Genomic DNA, 14,868 nt, shown 5'->3' with positions numbered 1-14,868 from the left:
TCAGCGCACACGAATGATGCGGCCCGCCGGTGCGTCCGGCGCGGCTGGCATCGGTCCCACATAGGCGGCTCTCGGGCGGATCAACTGCCCCGCCGCGCGCTGCTCCAGCGCGTGCGCAATCCAGCCTGCCGTACGCCCCGCTGCAAACAGGCCAAAGCCTGAACCGTCGGGTAGCCCGAGTACACGCCGGGTGGCCACCAGCGCGAAATCCACCGATGGCCCATCGCCGGTCAGCCCGGCCACGGCATCCATCACGTTTTGCAGCCGCCTGCGTACCGCGCCTGCCTTCGGCAGCTGCGCCAGGATTGCACCGGCGCGCGGGTCGGCCTTGCGGTACAGCGGGTGGCCAAAGCCCGGCAACGCATCGCCGCGATCAAGCCGACGGCGCAGTGCCGTTGCCACGGAGCGCTCCCCTTCCAGCTCACTCAGCAATGCCTCCACGCGCGCCGTGGTGCCGCCATGCCGGCCACCGGTGAGCGCAGCCAGGCCTGCACTCACCACGGCGCCCAGGCTGGCGCCGGTTGATGCGACAACGCGCGCCGCAAAGCTTGAGGCATTGAGTTCGTGATCGGCGCAGAGCACCAATGCGACGCGGATGGCCTCGGCGGCGCGCGCATCAACGTTCCATGCCTGCTGGCATTGCAGATGCACGGGCGCGGTGTCGGGCTTGCAGCCGAGCATGGCGGCAAACACCACGCGCAGGAGTGCACCGGCATCGCGCGCCGTGCGTACGGAATCGTGCCGCCACGCAGCCTCGTCCAGTGCCGGCAAGGCAAGCGTGCACAGCGCCATGCAGCGTTGGCGGATGTCTGCGTCTGCCAACGACGTGAGCGCTGCGTACCAACTTTTCGGCAACACCGGCGCGGGCGCGTTGAAGGCTGCCGCTTCTTCGCATTGCCACAGGTGCGCCGCAACGGCCTCCAGCGTGGCGCGTTCGGCCAATTCCAAAGCGGGCGTACCGCGATAGAACAACTGCCCGTGATCGATCAGGGTGATGGCCGATTCCATGACGGGCAGGCCCCAGTCCAGCGCATGACGCACCACCTGGCGCGGGCGCCGTCCGCCGGAACGCTGATCGGCCAGCCGTGCCACATCGGCTTCGCGATAGCGGCTGCCGCGTCCATCGGGCGACGGGTACGCCGCGAGCAGCCCGCGGCTTACATAGGCGTACAGCGTCGGGCGCGAGACGCGCAGGCGCTCGGCGGCTTCGGCGGCATTGAGGTAGGTCGTCATCGGGCCGGATGAGGTGGACGGCAATCGAGGTTGATCAGTCTAGTCAATGTTGACGCTACTGGCGGTGCGGGACTGTAATGGGCGCACCTTCCCCGCGGAGCCCCGCCATGCCGTCACCCGTTGCTGATGTGGTTGATCCTTCCATGCAGACTGTCAGCCCCGCCGGCGCACTCAGCCAGTTATGGAGCGTGCTCGGTCAGCCGGTCGATGTGCTGACGCGCGCCACACTGACGGGCGCCGAGCCGGCGCTGCCGTCGTCGTTTGCCGTGGGCACGCTGGCGCAGAGCACCATTGCCGCCGCCGCGCTGGCAGCCGCGCAGGTCGACACGTTGCGCACTTCGCGGAAGCAAACCGTGTCGGTCGACATGCATCACGCCGCGCTGGAATTTCGCTCTGAACGGTACTTCCGTGTCGACGGGCAATTGCCACCCGAACCGTGGGACAAGATCGCCGGGCTCTACTGCTGCGGCGATGGCCGGTGGGTGCGCCTGCACACCAACTTTGCGCATCACCGTGACGGTGTGCTGAAGCTGCTCGGCTGCGCGTATGACCGGGCCGCCGTGGCCGCCGCGCTGAACCAATGGAACGCCGAGGCGTTTGAGGAGGCGGCCGCGCAAGCGAGCATGGTCGTCACCGCCGCGCGCACGTTTGAAGAGTGGGACGCGCACCCGCAAGGCATCGCCGTCGCAAGCCAGCCGCTGATGACGATCGAACGGATTGGCGATGCGCCACCGCAGCCGCTGGCGGCGCATGCCGACGGCCGACCGCTCTCAGGCGTGCGCGTGCTCGACCTCACGCGCGTGATTGCCGGGCCCGTCTGCGGGCGGACGCTCGCCGCGCATGGGGCCGATGTGCTGCTCGTCACGGGGCCGCATCTGCCCGCCATCCCGCCGCTGGTGATCGACACCGGGCGCGGCAAGCGCTCCGCGCAGCTCGACTTGCGCGATGCGGCCGGCGCCGGCCAACTCCGCACGCTGCTGCGCGACGCCGATATCTTCGTGCAGGGTTACCGGCCCGGTGGCTTGGCGGCGCTGCAATTTGGTCCGGAGCAGGTTGCCGCGCTGCGCCCCGGCATCGTCTACGTCAGCCTGTGCGCGTACGGCTATGACGGCCCCTGGGCCAATCGCCGAGGCTTCGACTCGCTCGTGCAGACCGCCAGCGGTTTCAACTGGGCCGAAGCGCAGGCCGCCGGTGATGTGAAGCCGCGCCCGCTGCCCGCACAGGCACTCGACCACGGCGCCGGTTACCTGATGGCGGCTGGCGCAATGACTGCGCTCGCACGCCGCATGACGGAAGGTGGAAGTTGGCACGTGCGTGTGTCGCTCGCGCAGACGGCGCACTGGCTGCGCAGCTTCGGCCGCATGGCCAACGGGTTCGATGCGACCGACCCGCGCTATGAAGAGATTGGTGCGTACCTGGAAACGTCGCCGTCTGGTTTTGGAGCGCTCACCGCGCTGCGTCATGCGGGGCAGCTTTCCGACACGCCGCCGCACTGGACGCTGCCGAGCGTGCCGCTGGGGACGCATCCCGCGCGGTGGTAGGATTCGCGCCTACCGTTTTCTCTGCCCGCGCCTGATACTCCGGGCGCACATGGCCCGCCGATGCTCAGTTACCGTCACGCCTTCCACGCCGGCAATCACGCCGATGTCCTCAAGCACGCCGTGCTTGTGCAGATGCTCGATTACCTCACGCAGAAGGACAAGCCGTTCTGGTACATCGACACACACGCTGGCGCCGGCCTCTACGCGCTGGACCACGAATGGGCGCAGAAGAAAGCCGAGTTCGATACCGGCATTGGCCCGCTGTGGCGCGCGGCCCAAGCCGGCGAAACGCTGCCGCAGCTGCTCGATGCCTACCTCGACCAGGTGCGCGAGTTGAATCCCAACGGTGAACTGAGGCACTACCCGGGTTCGCCGTGGCTGGCGTGGCAGATGCTGCGCGACGCCGATCGCCTGCGCCTGTTCGAGCTGCACAGCTCCGAGATCAAGGTGCTGTCCAACAACTTCCGCGGTGCCGGGCGCAAGGTCATGCTGTACGACGGCGATGGCTTTGCCGGCATCAAGGCGATCCTGCCCCCGCCGCCGCGCCGCGCGCTGGTGCTGATCGATCCGTCGTTTGAAGACAAGCAGGATTACGCCCGCACCGTGCAATCGCTGCAGGACAGCCTGCAGCGCTTTGCGACCGGCATGTATGCGGTCTGGTATCCGCTCGTGCAGCGGCGCGAAGCTGCGCAATTTCCCTCACGCCTGAAGCAGTTGCGCCCCAAGGATTGGCTGCACGTCACGCTCACCGTCAGGCACCCGGTCGAGGGTGGCCTCGGCTTGCACGGCAGCGGCATGTTCATCGTCAACCCGCCGTGGACGCTGAAGGCGCAATTGCAGGAAGCCATGCCCACGCTGGTGCGCCTGCTCGGCCAGGACGACGGCGCCAAGTTCATGCTGGAAGGCGAATCGAGCTGAGGCGGCTGCCTTCGCTCCAGCGATACGCCTAGAGATCTTCGTGCGCGGTCTGCGCGGGGTGCGATGCCAGCGGATAGTTCTCCAGATCCGCCGCAACCTGGGCGATGCGTGCAGCTGCTTGTGTGACTTCCCGTACGCCCCTCGCGCCCAAGGCCCGTGCGGTTTGCGTGGCAAGAATTTCCTGACGCAACGGTGCCATCCGGGGTTCGCCGGCGCGTATCCGTTCTTTCGCCTGCCGCACGAGGCGTCGGTCTTTCGGTGCCAGCTTGGCAGCTTCCGGTGCAGCAGACATCTTCTGGCTGACGCGTGCTGCAAATTCGCTGGAGATCACCGGCGTGACGGCAAAGATCGCACCGTCCCCGATCCGGAAATCGGGCCCCAGATGCTCCATCACCACGTGCAGATTGGTCTGCATCTGCTGATGGTGATCGCGCTGGAGTTCGCTCATGTCCGCATGGGACTTGGCACCCGTGCTCTGGTCGTACTCGTGCGCGATCCCGACGTCGTGTTGGCCGCCCGCGAATTCACCATCCACCGCAAAAATGGCGGGGCCTTTGCCCCACGGGTCCATGACGATGTCGTGGTCGGGGTCGCGCGCCCTGGCGGCATGCCACTGCGCCCAGCGGTGGTCGATTGTCGTGCTGCCCACGGCATACGCGTATTCGCCGCTGCCCAGCTTGGCGGCATGCAGAAACGCCGCCACGTTGGCATGTTCGCCGCAGTTGCCGGCCTGCGCCGCCATGGCGCTCGCCGCGATGCTGACCTCAGGACCGTAGTTGGAGAGAAGCTGTGTCCTCACGATACGGCCAGCCACCGCCCGGATCGTGCTCCGGCCGTTGCTGTCGCGGATATCGTCGACGACATTGCCGCGGCCATGCGCCAGCGCCTGGCGGGTCTCCATGACGGTTTCGTTCGCGCGCTTGAGCCGATCAAGCGCTCTGCCCTTCACTGGGCGGCCGTCGGTCTGACGGCCTTGTACATAGCCGCCCAGTTGGCACTCGCCATCGGATAGCGCCCTGCGCGTATCGGGCTCCAAGGCCCTGATCTCGACCTGCCGCTCACGGATGCGTTGGGCGTCTAAGCTGGCCAGGCCCTGCAATGTCACCGGCACACGGCGTGGCGCGGCGGCCGCCGAGTCGGCGGGGTGGCTGGTTGAAGTGGACGCGCGCTCGTCGGCCGGCGGCGTCGCTCGGAGGCAGCTTAGGATCGATCGCAATGGGGACGGCATGGGCAGCTCCGGCTTCTGTGGCCCGCAAGATACGCGGCGGCGCAGGTAGCTTAGGAGCGCTGCCGTGCGCGCTTGTACTGCCGTGCGAAGCCATGGCGCCATGGCCGAAGCCGCCATGTCACTCCCCTGCCACATGCCCGTGCTACCTAGTCGGGCTTAGACTTGCACTGCGCTGCCCATGCGAAGCGCACCCTCTCAGCAATATCCGCAAGATCGGCAGGAGCAACACACCATGAGCGAACGTGACGCAGCCCGGCAGGCGCGCCTGCAGGAAGACCTGCTCGACACGCTTGACGAAGAGCTGGAGATGGAAATCGACGACCACCTGCTCGGTGGCGGCGAAGGCATCAGCGACGAAGTGCGCGAAACGCGGCGCATGTACTTCCGCGAGCTGTTCCGCCTGCAAGGCGAGCTCGTCAAGCTGCAGGACTGGGTGATCGAGACCGGCCACCGGCTGGTGGTGATCTTCGAAGGGCGTGATGCCGCCGGCAAGGGTGGCGCCATCAAACGCATCACGCAGCGGCTGAACCCGCGCGTGTGCCGCGTGGCTGCGCTGCCCGCTCCCACCAACCGCGAACGTACGCAGTGGTACTTCCAGCGCTATGTGGCGCACCTGCCGGCCGCCGGCGAGATCGTCCTGTTCGATCGCAGCTGGTACAACCGCGCCGGCGTCGAACGCGTGATGGGTTTCTGCACCGACGAGGAATACGACGAGTTCTTCCGCTCCGTGCCCGAGTTCGAAAAGATGCTCGCGCGCTCGGGCATCCAGATCGTCAAATACTGGTTCTCGGTGACGGACGAAGAGCAGGAAGTGCGATTCCAGAGCCGTATCAACGATCCGCTCAAGCAGTGGAAGCTGAGCCCGATGGACCTGGAAAGCCGCCGCCGCTGGGAAGCCTATACGCAGGCCAAGGAGGCGATGCTCGAGCGCTCGCACATTCCCGAATCGCCATGGTGGGTGGTGCTGGCGGACGACAAGAAGCGTGCGCGCCTGAATTGCATCCATCATCTGCTTGGCCAGGTGCCTTACCACCCGGTGCCGCATTCGCCGGTGTCGCTGCCGGAGCGGGTGCACCACGAGGAGTACATCCGCCACCCGGTGCCGGAAGACATGATCGTGCCGAACGTGTACTGATCAGCCTGCAGCGCCATCGGCGATAGAAAGAAGGGCGGCCTGCGTGGTCGCCCTTTTTGTTTCAATGCATGCCTTCAGTTGCTTGGAAGACTGCTGTGCCGAGCGTTACACCGTCGGGCGGATCTCAAAACCATGGACGAGCACTTCATGCTCGCCCGTGACCACCTCCAGCTGCGTGACCAGCGCGCTGTCCGGCCCCTCCCACATCCATTCCCGCATGCTCAGCACATTGGCCTCCGGGCCGGCCAGGAATGCCTCGACCGCCCCGTCGCGGCGGTTGCGCACCCAGCCACGCAGACCCAGCAGGCGGGCGCGGTCGGCACACGCGGCGCGGTAACCGACGCCCTGCACGCGGCCCTGTACGGTAACGATCACTTGCGCAATGGTGGACATGGCGGCCTCCGAAGCGAACCCGCAGGTGATGTGTTGGATAAAACATGACAAACCAGCGCTGTCGCATCTCTGTCACATTTCTGGAATGTGACGTCGTCAGACTGACAACCGCGCGGCGGGCTCTGACGTTACGCAAGGTAAACTAGGCGGCTTGCCGCCGGGTGCCAAGCAACGCTTGCGCAAACCACTGCGCCCGGCCCCGTAGTACGCCATGTCATGTATTCCGCCTCGGCCCCAGGCCTTGAGGCGCCCGAATTTCGTCCGCGGTTTCCGTCCCGGTTATCCAAGATGCAGCAGAACGACAACGAAACCACCATCCGGGGCCGCTTGGGTACCACTTTCGGTACCAACTTTGGCGTCAACTTCGGCAGCCTGCTGACGGCGCCGCCCAACCGGTTTGACTTGGCCCTGCTGCCGATCATCCTGGCCGCCATCGTGCTCGTGGCCTATGCCGCCAAGCAGATGAACGTGCCCTACACGCCGGGCGAACATCTGGACGTCAGCCTCGACGTCATTGAACTGCCCTATTACCTGCTGCGGACCAGCATCCGGATGCTGCTGGCGCTGGGCGCGTCGCTGGCGTTCTCGTTTGCGTTTGCAGCCATTGCATCGAAGAACCGCACGGCCGAGAAGGTGATGGTGCCGGCGCTGGACATCCTGCAATCGATTCCGGTGCTGGGTTTCCTGTCGATCACGGTCACGGGGTTCATAGCGCTGTTCCCGGGCAACCTGGTCGGCGTGGAATGCGCGGCCATCTTCGCCATCTTCACGTCGCAGGCGTGGAACATGGCGTTCTCGTTGTACCAATCGTTTCGCACCATCCCGACCGACCTGGAAGAGGCCGCCACGGTGTTCCGGCTGTCCAAGTGGCAGCGCTTCTGGCGCCTGGAAGTGCCGTTCGCCATGCCAGGCTTGCTGTGGAACATGATGATGTCGATGTCGGGCGGCTGGTTCTTCGTGGTGGCATCGGAAGCCATCTCGGTGTCGGGCCACGACATCAAGCTGCCGGGCATCGGTTCGTACATCTCGCTGGCGATCCAGCAGCAGAACCTGCCGGCCATCGGCTGGGCCATCCTGGCCATGCTGATCGGCATCATCCTGTACGACCAGTTGCTGTTCCGCCCGCTGATTGCCTGGGCAGACCGCTTCCGCTTCGACACGATGTCGTCGGAGCGCGAACCGCAATCGTGGCTGCTCGACCTGCTGCGCCGCTCTGAATGGGTCAAGGCGCTACTTGAGCGCACCGCCGCACTGGCCGAGCGCACGCTGTCCTGGGGTGCCGAGCGTACCCGCCCCACGGCGGCCGGCGGCAACGGCTTTCTGCCGCGCTTCCCGTGGTCGCACCGCATCGCGGATGTCGTCATCATCCTGGCCGCGCTGGTGGCGGTGGCGCACGTGCTGCAATTCGTGCGCTCCGAGGTGGGCTGGGCCGAGGTCGGCCACGTCTTTTGGCTCGGCTTCCTGACCATGGTGCGCGTGATCCTGCTGATTGCGCTGGCCGCGCTGGTGTGGGTGCCGATCGGCATCCGCATCGGCCTGAACCCGAACGTGGCACGCATCGCCCAGCCGGTGGCGCAGTTCCTGGCGGCGTTCCCGGCCAACCTGATGTTCCCGCTGGCGGTGATGCTCATCGCGCGCTTCGCGCTCAACCCCGAAATCTGGTTGAGCCCGCTGATGATTTTCGGCACGCAGTGGTACATCCTCTTCAACGTGATTGCCGGTGCGTCGGCCATCCCGACCGAGCTGAAACTGGCCGCCCGCAACTTCGGCCTGCGCGGCTGGCTGCTATGGAAGCGCTTCCTCATTCCCGCCGTGTTCCCCAACCTCCTGACGGGCCTGGTGACGGCCGCCGGCGGTTCGTGGAACGCCAGCATCGTCTCCGAATACGTGTCCTGGGGCGACCGCACGCTGGTCGCAACGGGCCTGGGCAGCTACATCGCCGAGATGACCGCCAAGGGCGACTTCCCGCGCATTGCACTCGGGATTGCCGTGATGAGCCTGTTCGTGGTCGGCTTCAACCGGCTGCTGTGGAACCGCTTGTATGACATAGCGCAAGAGCGCACCCGCCTGTAAGAACATGCTCACGACCCTACTGCGCACCCCGATCTTGACCCTGCGATGCTCGCCGTACTCATCTCATGCAGGGCTGCGCGTCTCGGGTCAACCTCGGGGCGCTCGCTACGGATCTTGAGCACGTTCTAAGACGACCTTATTTTGCAGAGAACACACATGGTTACCACCAGCACCCATAGCCAGAGCGCTGAAAGCGTCATGGAGTTGCGCGGCGTCTCGAAGATCTTCCGCACCGCAGACCACACAGACCGTGCCGTGCTCGAAGGCGTGGACCTCAACCTGCGCCAGGGCGAGATCGTCGCCATGCTGGGCAAATCGGGCTCGGGCAAGTCGACGTTGCTGCGCATCATGGCGGGCCTGGTGCGCGCCGATCGCGGGCAGGTGCTGTTTCGCGGGCGTGAATACTCCGGCCCAGTGCAGGGCATCGCGATGGTGTTCCAGTCGTTTGCACTGTTTCCGTGGCTGACCGTGCAACAGAACGTGGAGCTGGGCCTGGAAGCGCAAGGCGTGGCCAAGGCCGAGCGTGAAGAACGCGCTGAACAGGCCATCGACCTGATCGGCCTGTCGGGTTTCAACAGCGCCCTGCCCCGCGAACTCTCCGGCGGCATGCGCCAGCGTGTGGGCATTGCGCGCGCGCTCGTCACCGAGCCCGACCTGCTGCTGATGGACGAAGCGTTCTCCGCGCTCGACGTGCTGACCGGCGAGAACCTGCGCGACGAAATGCTCGACCTGTGGGAAGGCCGCCGCACCAACATCAAGAGCATCCTCATCGTCTCGCACAACATCGAAGAGGCGGTGATGATGGCGGACCGCATCGTCATCCTGTCGAGCGATCCGGGGCGCATCCGTGCCGAGGTGCGCGTGCCGTTCCCGCGCCCGCGCAATCGTGATTCGGCCGTCGTGCGCAACCTCATCGACGAGGTGTACGGCCTGATGACCTCGCCAGAGCGTGTGGGCGTGCATGTGGGCGTGGAGCCCGCGGCCGAGCAGCTTGCCTACCGCCTGCCCGATGCCGAGATCGGCCAGATGGAGGCCATTCTCGACCTGCTGGTCGAAGCGCCGTTCAACGGCCGCGCCGACCTGCCGCACCTGGCAGAAGAAGCCGGCGTGACCGACGACGATCTGCTGCCCGCGTGCGAAGCGCTTGCCCTGCTGCAACTGGCCACCATCGAACGCGGCGACATCATCGTCACGCCGTTCGGCAAGACCTACATGGAAACCGAACCGCCCGAGCGCAAGGTGCTGTTCGGCCAGAAGCTGCTGGAGCGCGTGGCCCTGGCCGCGCACATCCGCGCCGAGCTGGACGCCAATGAAGACGGCGAGATCCGCGAAGAACATGTGCTGCGCGAGCTGGAGGCGTACCTCAAGCCCGAAGAAGCCGAGCGCGTGCTCAAGATCGGCATCGAATGGGGCCGCTACGGCGAGGTGTATGAATACGTGTACAACACCGGCATGCTGACCCTGCCCCGTGAAGAGCGCGAGGAACGCGAGGAGCGTGAGGCGCAGGAAGGTGGGGATAATGCGGCGTAAGTGCGCGTCGCTGCTGACGTAAGAAGAGCCGCTCGATGCGGCTCTTTTTCATAGTCGCGACAGTTTGTAACCCCCGTCAACGCCACCGCGAACCACGCCGTTTTGCCTGGGCGGACATCGATTCTCACAAGCCCGCTCGTTCCAGCCTTCCCTCGCCAGCCGTCCTTTGCCGTCCCGTCCCGGAGGTCGAAATGCGTCGCGCGTACGTTCGAACGTTGTTAGCCGTTTCGCTGGCCGTCGGCGCAGGCTTCGGCCTGGTGCATGCAGCCCGCGCCTGTGAGATTCCTGCCCCGGTGCGGACGATCGATCCCCCAGGCTTTTACGACGACGCAGCCGGCTATGCGCGCGACGTGAAACCAATGCGCAATTTCATCGCGCACCTAAACGCCTCAGCCGACAAGGGCGATTGGACGTGCGCCCTGAGCCAGCTTCGAACCTGGGCCGAAGCGGACGCGCTGATGGGCAAGATTTCCGGCTATCAGGGCCACTACGAGCGGTCGTGGGCGGGAACAGATTTCGCCATGGTGATCCTGCGCATGCCGAACGACATCCGCAAGCGAAACCAGGCGCAGCTCGATGCCATCGCACCGTGGCTCGAACGCATCGCGATCGCTACCCGCAATGCCGAGGCCATCAACCATCTGCATAACAACCTGGTGTATTGGGCCGGCCTCAACCTGATCGCCATCGGCACGGCAACCGACAACAGCGACCTGATCAACTCGGGGCTCCTGCGCGTTCGCGAGGGCATCCGCGATATCGGCCCGGACGGCGCGCTCGCACGCGAGGTCAAGCGGGGCGATCGGGCGCTGCACTACCACACGTTCGCGCTCATTCCGCTGGTGTTTGCCGCAGAGCTGGTGCAGCGGCGGAATATCGATCTGTATCGAGAGAACGACCACGCGATCGGCCGTCTGGCAAATCTCGTGATCGACGCGGTCATTGACCCCGCGAGTTTCAAAAAAATCACGCCGATCAAGCAGGCGCTGTTTCCGTGGACCTTCCAGGATGAACTGTGCTGGATGGAGCCCTACTACGCCCACGTGCGAGACCCGCGGCTGCCTGCGCTGATTGCACCGCGCCGCCCGTTCTCTGAGTGGCGGCTCGGCGGCAACGTTACGGCGGCATGGGGCGCGGAGCTGCCCGGCCGTTGACTGGGCCGGGCAGTGCCGCGCCGCGTGGGCGTCCCGCTACGCGCGCTGTCTTACCAGCCCCAGCGCACCCCCGCCTTGCCATTCACCCCATGCAGGCGACGATCCGCGCTGACCTGGTAGCCGAGGCTGGCATAGAACACGCCGTTCTTCGCCACCTGCGCCGTGAGGCCGCCCGTCAACTCCAGCGTGGTGCTCGGCAGTTGCGAGGTGAACGGCACGAAGCCACCATCCGGCGACGACATCTGCGTGCCCGTCTGGCCGCGGAACTCATGCCATACATTGGCACGCACCCACGCCGTGTGCTGACGCTCCGGCGATTCGCCCCAGCGCTTGCTAACGCGCACGCCCAGGCGGCCGAGCATTGAGTTCACGGAGTTGAAGCGCACATCGGCGGCGCCGTCGTTGGCATCGGCAAACGCGGCACGCTGATACACAAGCTGCGCTTGCGGCTCGACACGCCATTGCGGTGACAGCGCGATCGGGTAGCCCGCCTCGAGCGATGCGGCGTAGCCGAGCGCGTGCGTCTTCAGACCGTTCACACCATGCGGCGAAGCATCGGCGTCGTAACGCGTGCCCTGCACCACGCCATCCAGATACCAGCCCGACGGGCCGAAGTGCGTCCAGTACAGGCCGACCGTGTTGGCGTTGACGGAGTCGCGGCCGGCGTCTGCGCCGTCGGCGTGTGTCACGTCTGCCGCGATGCGGCCGGTGGCGAAGTAGCCGCCGGCGTGGTCGTGGCTGCCGTCTTCGCGCTGGCGCTGGTAGACGTCGGCGCCGAACTGCACGCCGCCAAAGTCATAGCTGAACGCCGGGCCCTGATTGCCGTAGACACCGTTGCCATCCGACATGCGGCTGCCCTTCTGGGCGATCACGCGTGCCCAGCCGGTGCGCAGCACGGGCGACGTGCCTGCCGGTGCGGCGGCTTGGTTGCTCTCTTCACCCACACGTTCGTGCAGCGTATCGAGCAGCGCGCGGCCGTAGAGCAGCGTCAGTTGCGGAATGGCCGTGTAGAGCGACACCTCCGGGCGCAGCGCCGGCTGCGTGGTGCCCGTGCCATTCGTGCCGGTGCCGGTGCCTTGTGTTGCAGTCTGCTGGGTGCGCAGATACCAGCTGTCGGCGCTGGCCGAGCCACCACGTTGCAGCGTGTACTCATACGGGCCGGCTACGACACGGTTGGCCAGCGCAAAGGCATTGGCTTGCGTGGTCGCGCCGTTGATGGCGCTGACGACTTCGATGCCATCGCCCGTCGTCTTCGCACCCGCGCCGCCCGCATTGGTCACGCGCACTGCCGTTTTGCCGCTGGCCGTGCCGCCCGAGATGACGAGCTTGTCGGTCGGTGAATTGTCTGTGCCCAGCTTGGTGTTGATGGCCAGCACGCCGCCATTGCCGACGTAGTTGCCGTTGACCACGAGCTTGTTGCCGACGCCTGCGCCACCAACCTGCACCGTGCCGGCGTTATTCAGCGACCCGTTGATCGTCAGGCTGCCGCCGCCAGCGTTGGCAAACGCCGCCAGCGCATCGGCCACGGCCACCGTGCCGTTGTTGGTGACGGCGCCGTTCACTGTGCCGTAGCCGCCCAGCGTGGCGTTGGCCGCGATCTGGACATCGTTGCCGCTGGCGCCCGCCATCGGCCGCAGGCTCTGCGGCGCATTGGCGGCCGACACGCCGAGCGCGGCACTGGCGTGTGTCGCGTCGCCGATGGCCAGCGCCCCGCTGGCGACCAGCGTGTCGCCGCGGATCGCGTTGTTGGCGGTGAGCACGGTCGTGCCCGTACCGGCCTGCGTGATGCCGCCCGTGCCGGAGACGGTGCCGCCGAACGTGAACACGTCCGATCGGTTGAACACCAGCGTGCCGTTGTCCACGACATTGCCCGTGATCGAACCTGACGTGCCGCCGTTGCCGAGTTGCAGCGTGCCGGCCGAGATGGTCGTGCCACCCGAATAGGTGTGATCGTTCGTCAGGACCGTTGTGCCGGCGCCGCTCTGGTTGACCGCACCCGTGCCGGAAATCTGGCCACCATACGTGTAGGTATCGGAACGGTTGAAGGCGAGCGTGCCGTTATTCACGACATCGCCCACGACGCTGCCCGACGTACCGCCATTGCCCAGCTGCAACGTGCCGGCGGCGATGGTGGTACCGCCTTGGTAGGTGTTGTCGCCCGCCAGCACCAGCGTGCCGCTGCCGGCCTTGGTCAGTGCGCCGGCGCCCGTCACGCCCTGGCTCAGGGTCGACGTAAAGCCTTGCGTATCGATCGTGCCGTTGGCATTGGTGATGCTGACCGCGCGCGTGGCGGCCACATCCACGTTGCCGGTCAGTTGCAGCGTGCCGCCATTGAATGTGAGCGCGCCCGTGGCGTCGCCCATTGCACTGTCCGCGCCGATGGCCAGCGTGCCCTGCGTGATGGTCGTGCCGCCGCTGTACGTATTGCCGGCGCCCAACGTGAGCGTGCCCGTGCCGGTCTTCTCCACCGCGCCGGTCCCGACGATCTGACCGGCATAGCTGCCATCCACGTCTTGCTGGAAGCGCACCAGGCCGTTGTTCGTCACGGCCTTCGTCACGCCCAGCGCATCGCCTTGCAACGTGCCGCCGGCATCCACCTGCATCGTGCCGGTGTAGGTGCTGTTGTTGCCTTGCACGATCAGCGTGCCCTGCTGCACTTCGGCATTGGTCACGCCCATGCTGACGAGCGTCTTGGACAACGTCCACGTGCCGCTGTCCTGCTTCTGCAGGGTCTGGAAGTTCGTGATGGTGCCCAGCGTCGCGCTATCGGTGCCGTTGAGCGTGATCACGTTCGCGCCGCCGCCCCCACCGATGCTGCCGCTCACCGACGAGCCCGTGTACAGGTGCAGCGTATCGTTGCCGCCCGCAAAGATCAGGTTGCCGATCACCTTGCCGCGGTTGGTGAAGTCGACTGACCCGTTGCCCGATGCGCCCATCACGTTGCCGCCGGCGACGTCCGTCTGGATTACGCCCGTGGCGTTGTTGACGACCGTGTTGCCGCCCGTGGTGTTCTGGAACCAGATCGCCGCCCCGTGCGCCGATTTGATGAGGCCGTCGTTAACAATGGTGTTGCCCGTGCCTTCCGGGTTGACAGCCTCTCCGCTGACCTCTGTGCCGTTGGCCAACACCTGGCCCCCCTGCTGCACCGTCAACGTGCTGTTGTTGCGGAAGTCGATCGCGTTGCCCCCCGTACCGTAGAAACCATTCGACGTCACGGCATTGGCGCTGACCGTACCGCCCGCCTGCACTGTGATGTTGGCGTTGTCGCGCACGGCGATGGCGCTGGTGTCACCCACCGCCACCGTGCTGCCCGTCTGCACCGTTACCGTGCGGTTGTCTTCTGCCGCTACGTTGCCGGTGCCGATGGTGGACGTGGTTGGATTGGGTGCCGCCGTATCGCAGACGGTGGTCTGCCCGGTGGTGGTGCAGTCTGCATGCGCAAGCGCCCCAAACAAGGCGAATGGCGAAGCAACAAGCGCGATGGAGACAAACTGAAGCCGCCCGCGGCGGCGCTGGAACAATGGCGTAGACATACGTTTGCGTCCGCGCGCAGCGAAAAGAAGCCGCTACGTCTGTCCCCCCGGACAGACGTAGCGCGATTTGCGCAGACTTCCCCTTCTTATCTTTGATGGTTTGATGAAGTCCTACTTCCCCGGTGGGCCG

Annotated in this window: 10 protein-coding genes; 6 read left to right on the top strand and 4 right to left on the bottom strand. The window is 66.0% G+C overall.

Annotated features, from left to right (window positions below; all coding sequences use genetic code 11):
- The gene (locus NG898_RS10520; RefSeq protein WP_252692251.1) at positions 1 to 1,233 is read right to left on the bottom strand and encodes a citrate synthase family protein; all 1,233 of its coding nucleotides are present in this window, start codon (positions 1,231 to 1,233) and stop codon (positions 1 to 3) included.
- A gap of 107 nt (positions 1,234 to 1,340) precedes the next feature.
- Here NG898_RS10520 and NG898_RS10515 point away from each other — a divergent pair, with 107 nt between their 5' ends.
- Both NG898_RS10515 and NG898_RS10510 read left to right on the top strand, forming a co-directional pair.
- Entirely contained in the window at positions 1,341 to 2,774 is a 1,434-nt protein-coding gene (locus NG898_RS10515; protein ID WP_252692250.1) for a CoA transferase, read from the top strand.
- A 60-nt stretch (positions 2,775 to 2,834) separates the two neighbouring features.
- Positions 2,835 to 3,692, top strand: coding sequence for a 23S rRNA (adenine(2030)-N(6))-methyltransferase RlmJ (locus tag NG898_RS10510; RefSeq protein ID WP_045205262.1), 858 nt, complete (start codon positions 2,835 to 2,837; stop codon positions 3,690 to 3,692).
- A gap of 28 nt (positions 3,693 to 3,720) precedes the next feature.
- On the opposite strand, the gene NG898_RS10505 is transcribed toward NG898_RS10510, so the two are convergent.
- Positions 3,721 to 4,920, bottom strand: coding sequence for an AVRPPHE avirulence protein (locus tag NG898_RS10505; protein WP_252692249.1), 1,200 nt, complete (start codon positions 4,918 to 4,920; stop codon positions 3,721 to 3,723).
- A 232-nt stretch (positions 4,921 to 5,152) separates the two neighbouring features.
- Between NG898_RS10505 and ppk2 the strand changes: the two genes are divergently transcribed.
- Positions 5,153 to 6,055 carry a polyphosphate kinase 2 gene (ppk2, locus tag NG898_RS10500; protein ID WP_252692248.1) on the top strand — a complete coding sequence of 301 codons (903 nt, stop codon included), beginning with the start codon at positions 5,153 to 5,155 and terminating at the stop codon, positions 6,053 to 6,055.
- 105 nt (positions 6,056 to 6,160) lie between these two features.
- Here the strand turns inward: ppk2 and NG898_RS10495 are convergent, their stop codons facing one another.
- Positions 6,161 to 6,448 carry an acylphosphatase gene (locus NG898_RS10495; protein ID WP_252692247.1) on the bottom strand — a complete coding sequence of 96 codons (288 nt, stop codon included), beginning with the start codon at positions 6,446 to 6,448 and terminating at the stop codon, positions 6,161 to 6,163.
- A 288-nt stretch (positions 6,449 to 6,736) separates the two neighbouring features.
- Between NG898_RS10495 and NG898_RS10490 the strand changes: the two genes are divergently transcribed.
- The 3 genes from NG898_RS10490 to NG898_RS10480 all read left to right on the top strand — a co-directional run bounded on the left by NG898_RS10490 (position 6,737) and on the right by NG898_RS10480 (position 11,205).
- A complete protein-coding gene (locus NG898_RS10490; RefSeq protein ID WP_252692246.1) occupies positions 6,737 to 8,521 on the top strand; it encodes an ABC transporter permease in 1,785 nt (594 codons plus the stop codon).
- A gap of 156 nt (positions 8,522 to 8,677) precedes the next feature.
- A complete protein-coding gene (locus NG898_RS10485; RefSeq protein WP_252692245.1) occupies positions 8,678 to 10,051 on the top strand; it encodes an ABC transporter ATP-binding protein in 1,374 nt (457 codons plus the stop codon).
- Positions 10,052 to 10,242: 191 nt separating this feature from the next.
- The gene (locus NG898_RS10480) at positions 10,243 to 11,205 is read left to right on the top strand and encodes a mannuronate-specific alginate lyase (protein WP_315862497.1); all 963 of its coding nucleotides are present in this window, start codon (positions 10,243 to 10,245) and stop codon (positions 11,203 to 11,205) included.
- 50 nt (positions 11,206 to 11,255) lie between these two features.
- Here NG898_RS10480 and NG898_RS10475 read toward each other — a convergent pair whose 3' ends face one another.
- Positions 11,256 to 14,738 (bottom strand): autotransporter outer membrane beta-barrel domain-containing protein, encoded by a 3,483-nt coding sequence (locus NG898_RS10475; protein ID WP_252692243.1) that lies wholly within the window; start codon positions 14,736 to 14,738, stop codon positions 11,256 to 11,258.
- Between the last annotated feature and the right edge of the window lie 130 nt (positions 14,739 to 14,868).

Source organism: Ralstonia mojiangensis (genome assembly GCF_023955645.1).
GTDB classification, from domain to species: domain Bacteria; phylum Pseudomonadota; class Gammaproteobacteria; order Burkholderiales; family Burkholderiaceae; genus Ralstonia; species Ralstonia mojiangensis.
This window is presented reverse-complemented; position numbering and strand designations above follow the sequence as displayed.

Bases quoted from the DNA above. Each gene is read 5' to 3' on its own strand.
- NG898_RS10495 (WP_252692247.1), bottom strand. From the start codon at position 6,448: ATGTCCACCATTGCGCAAGTGATCGTTACCGTACAGGGCCGCGTGCAG.
- NG898_RS10490 (WP_252692246.1), top strand. From the start codon at position 6,737: ATGCAGCAGAACGACAACGAAACCACCATCCGGGGCCGCTTGGGTACC.
- NG898_RS10520 (WP_252692251.1), bottom strand. From the start codon at position 1,233: ATGACGACCTACCTCAATGCCGCCGAAGCCGCCGAGCGCCTGCGCGTC.
- NG898_RS10485 (WP_252692245.1), top strand. From the start codon at position 8,678: ATGGTTACCACCAGCACCCATAGCCAGAGCGCTGAAAGCGTCATGGAG.
- ppk2 (WP_252692248.1), top strand. From the start codon at position 5,153: ATGAGCGAACGTGACGCAGCCCGGCAGGCGCGCCTGCAGGAAGACCTG.
- NG898_RS10515 (WP_252692250.1), top strand. From the start codon at position 1,341: ATGCCGTCACCCGTTGCTGATGTGGTTGATCCTTCCATGCAGACTGTC.
- NG898_RS10505 (WP_252692249.1), bottom strand. From the start codon at position 4,920: ATGCCGTCCCCATTGCGATCGATCCTAAGCTGCCTCCGAGCGACGCCG.
- NG898_RS10510 (WP_045205262.1), top strand. From the start codon at position 2,835: ATGCTCAGTTACCGTCACGCCTTCCACGCCGGCAATCACGCCGATGTC.
- NG898_RS10475 (WP_252692243.1), bottom strand. From the start codon at position 14,738: ATGTCTACGCCATTGTTCCAGCGCCGCCGCGGGCGGCTTCAGTTTGTC.
- NG898_RS10480 (WP_315862497.1), top strand. From the start codon at position 10,243: ATGCGTCGCGCGTACGTTCGAACGTTGTTAGCCGTTTCGCTGGCCGTC.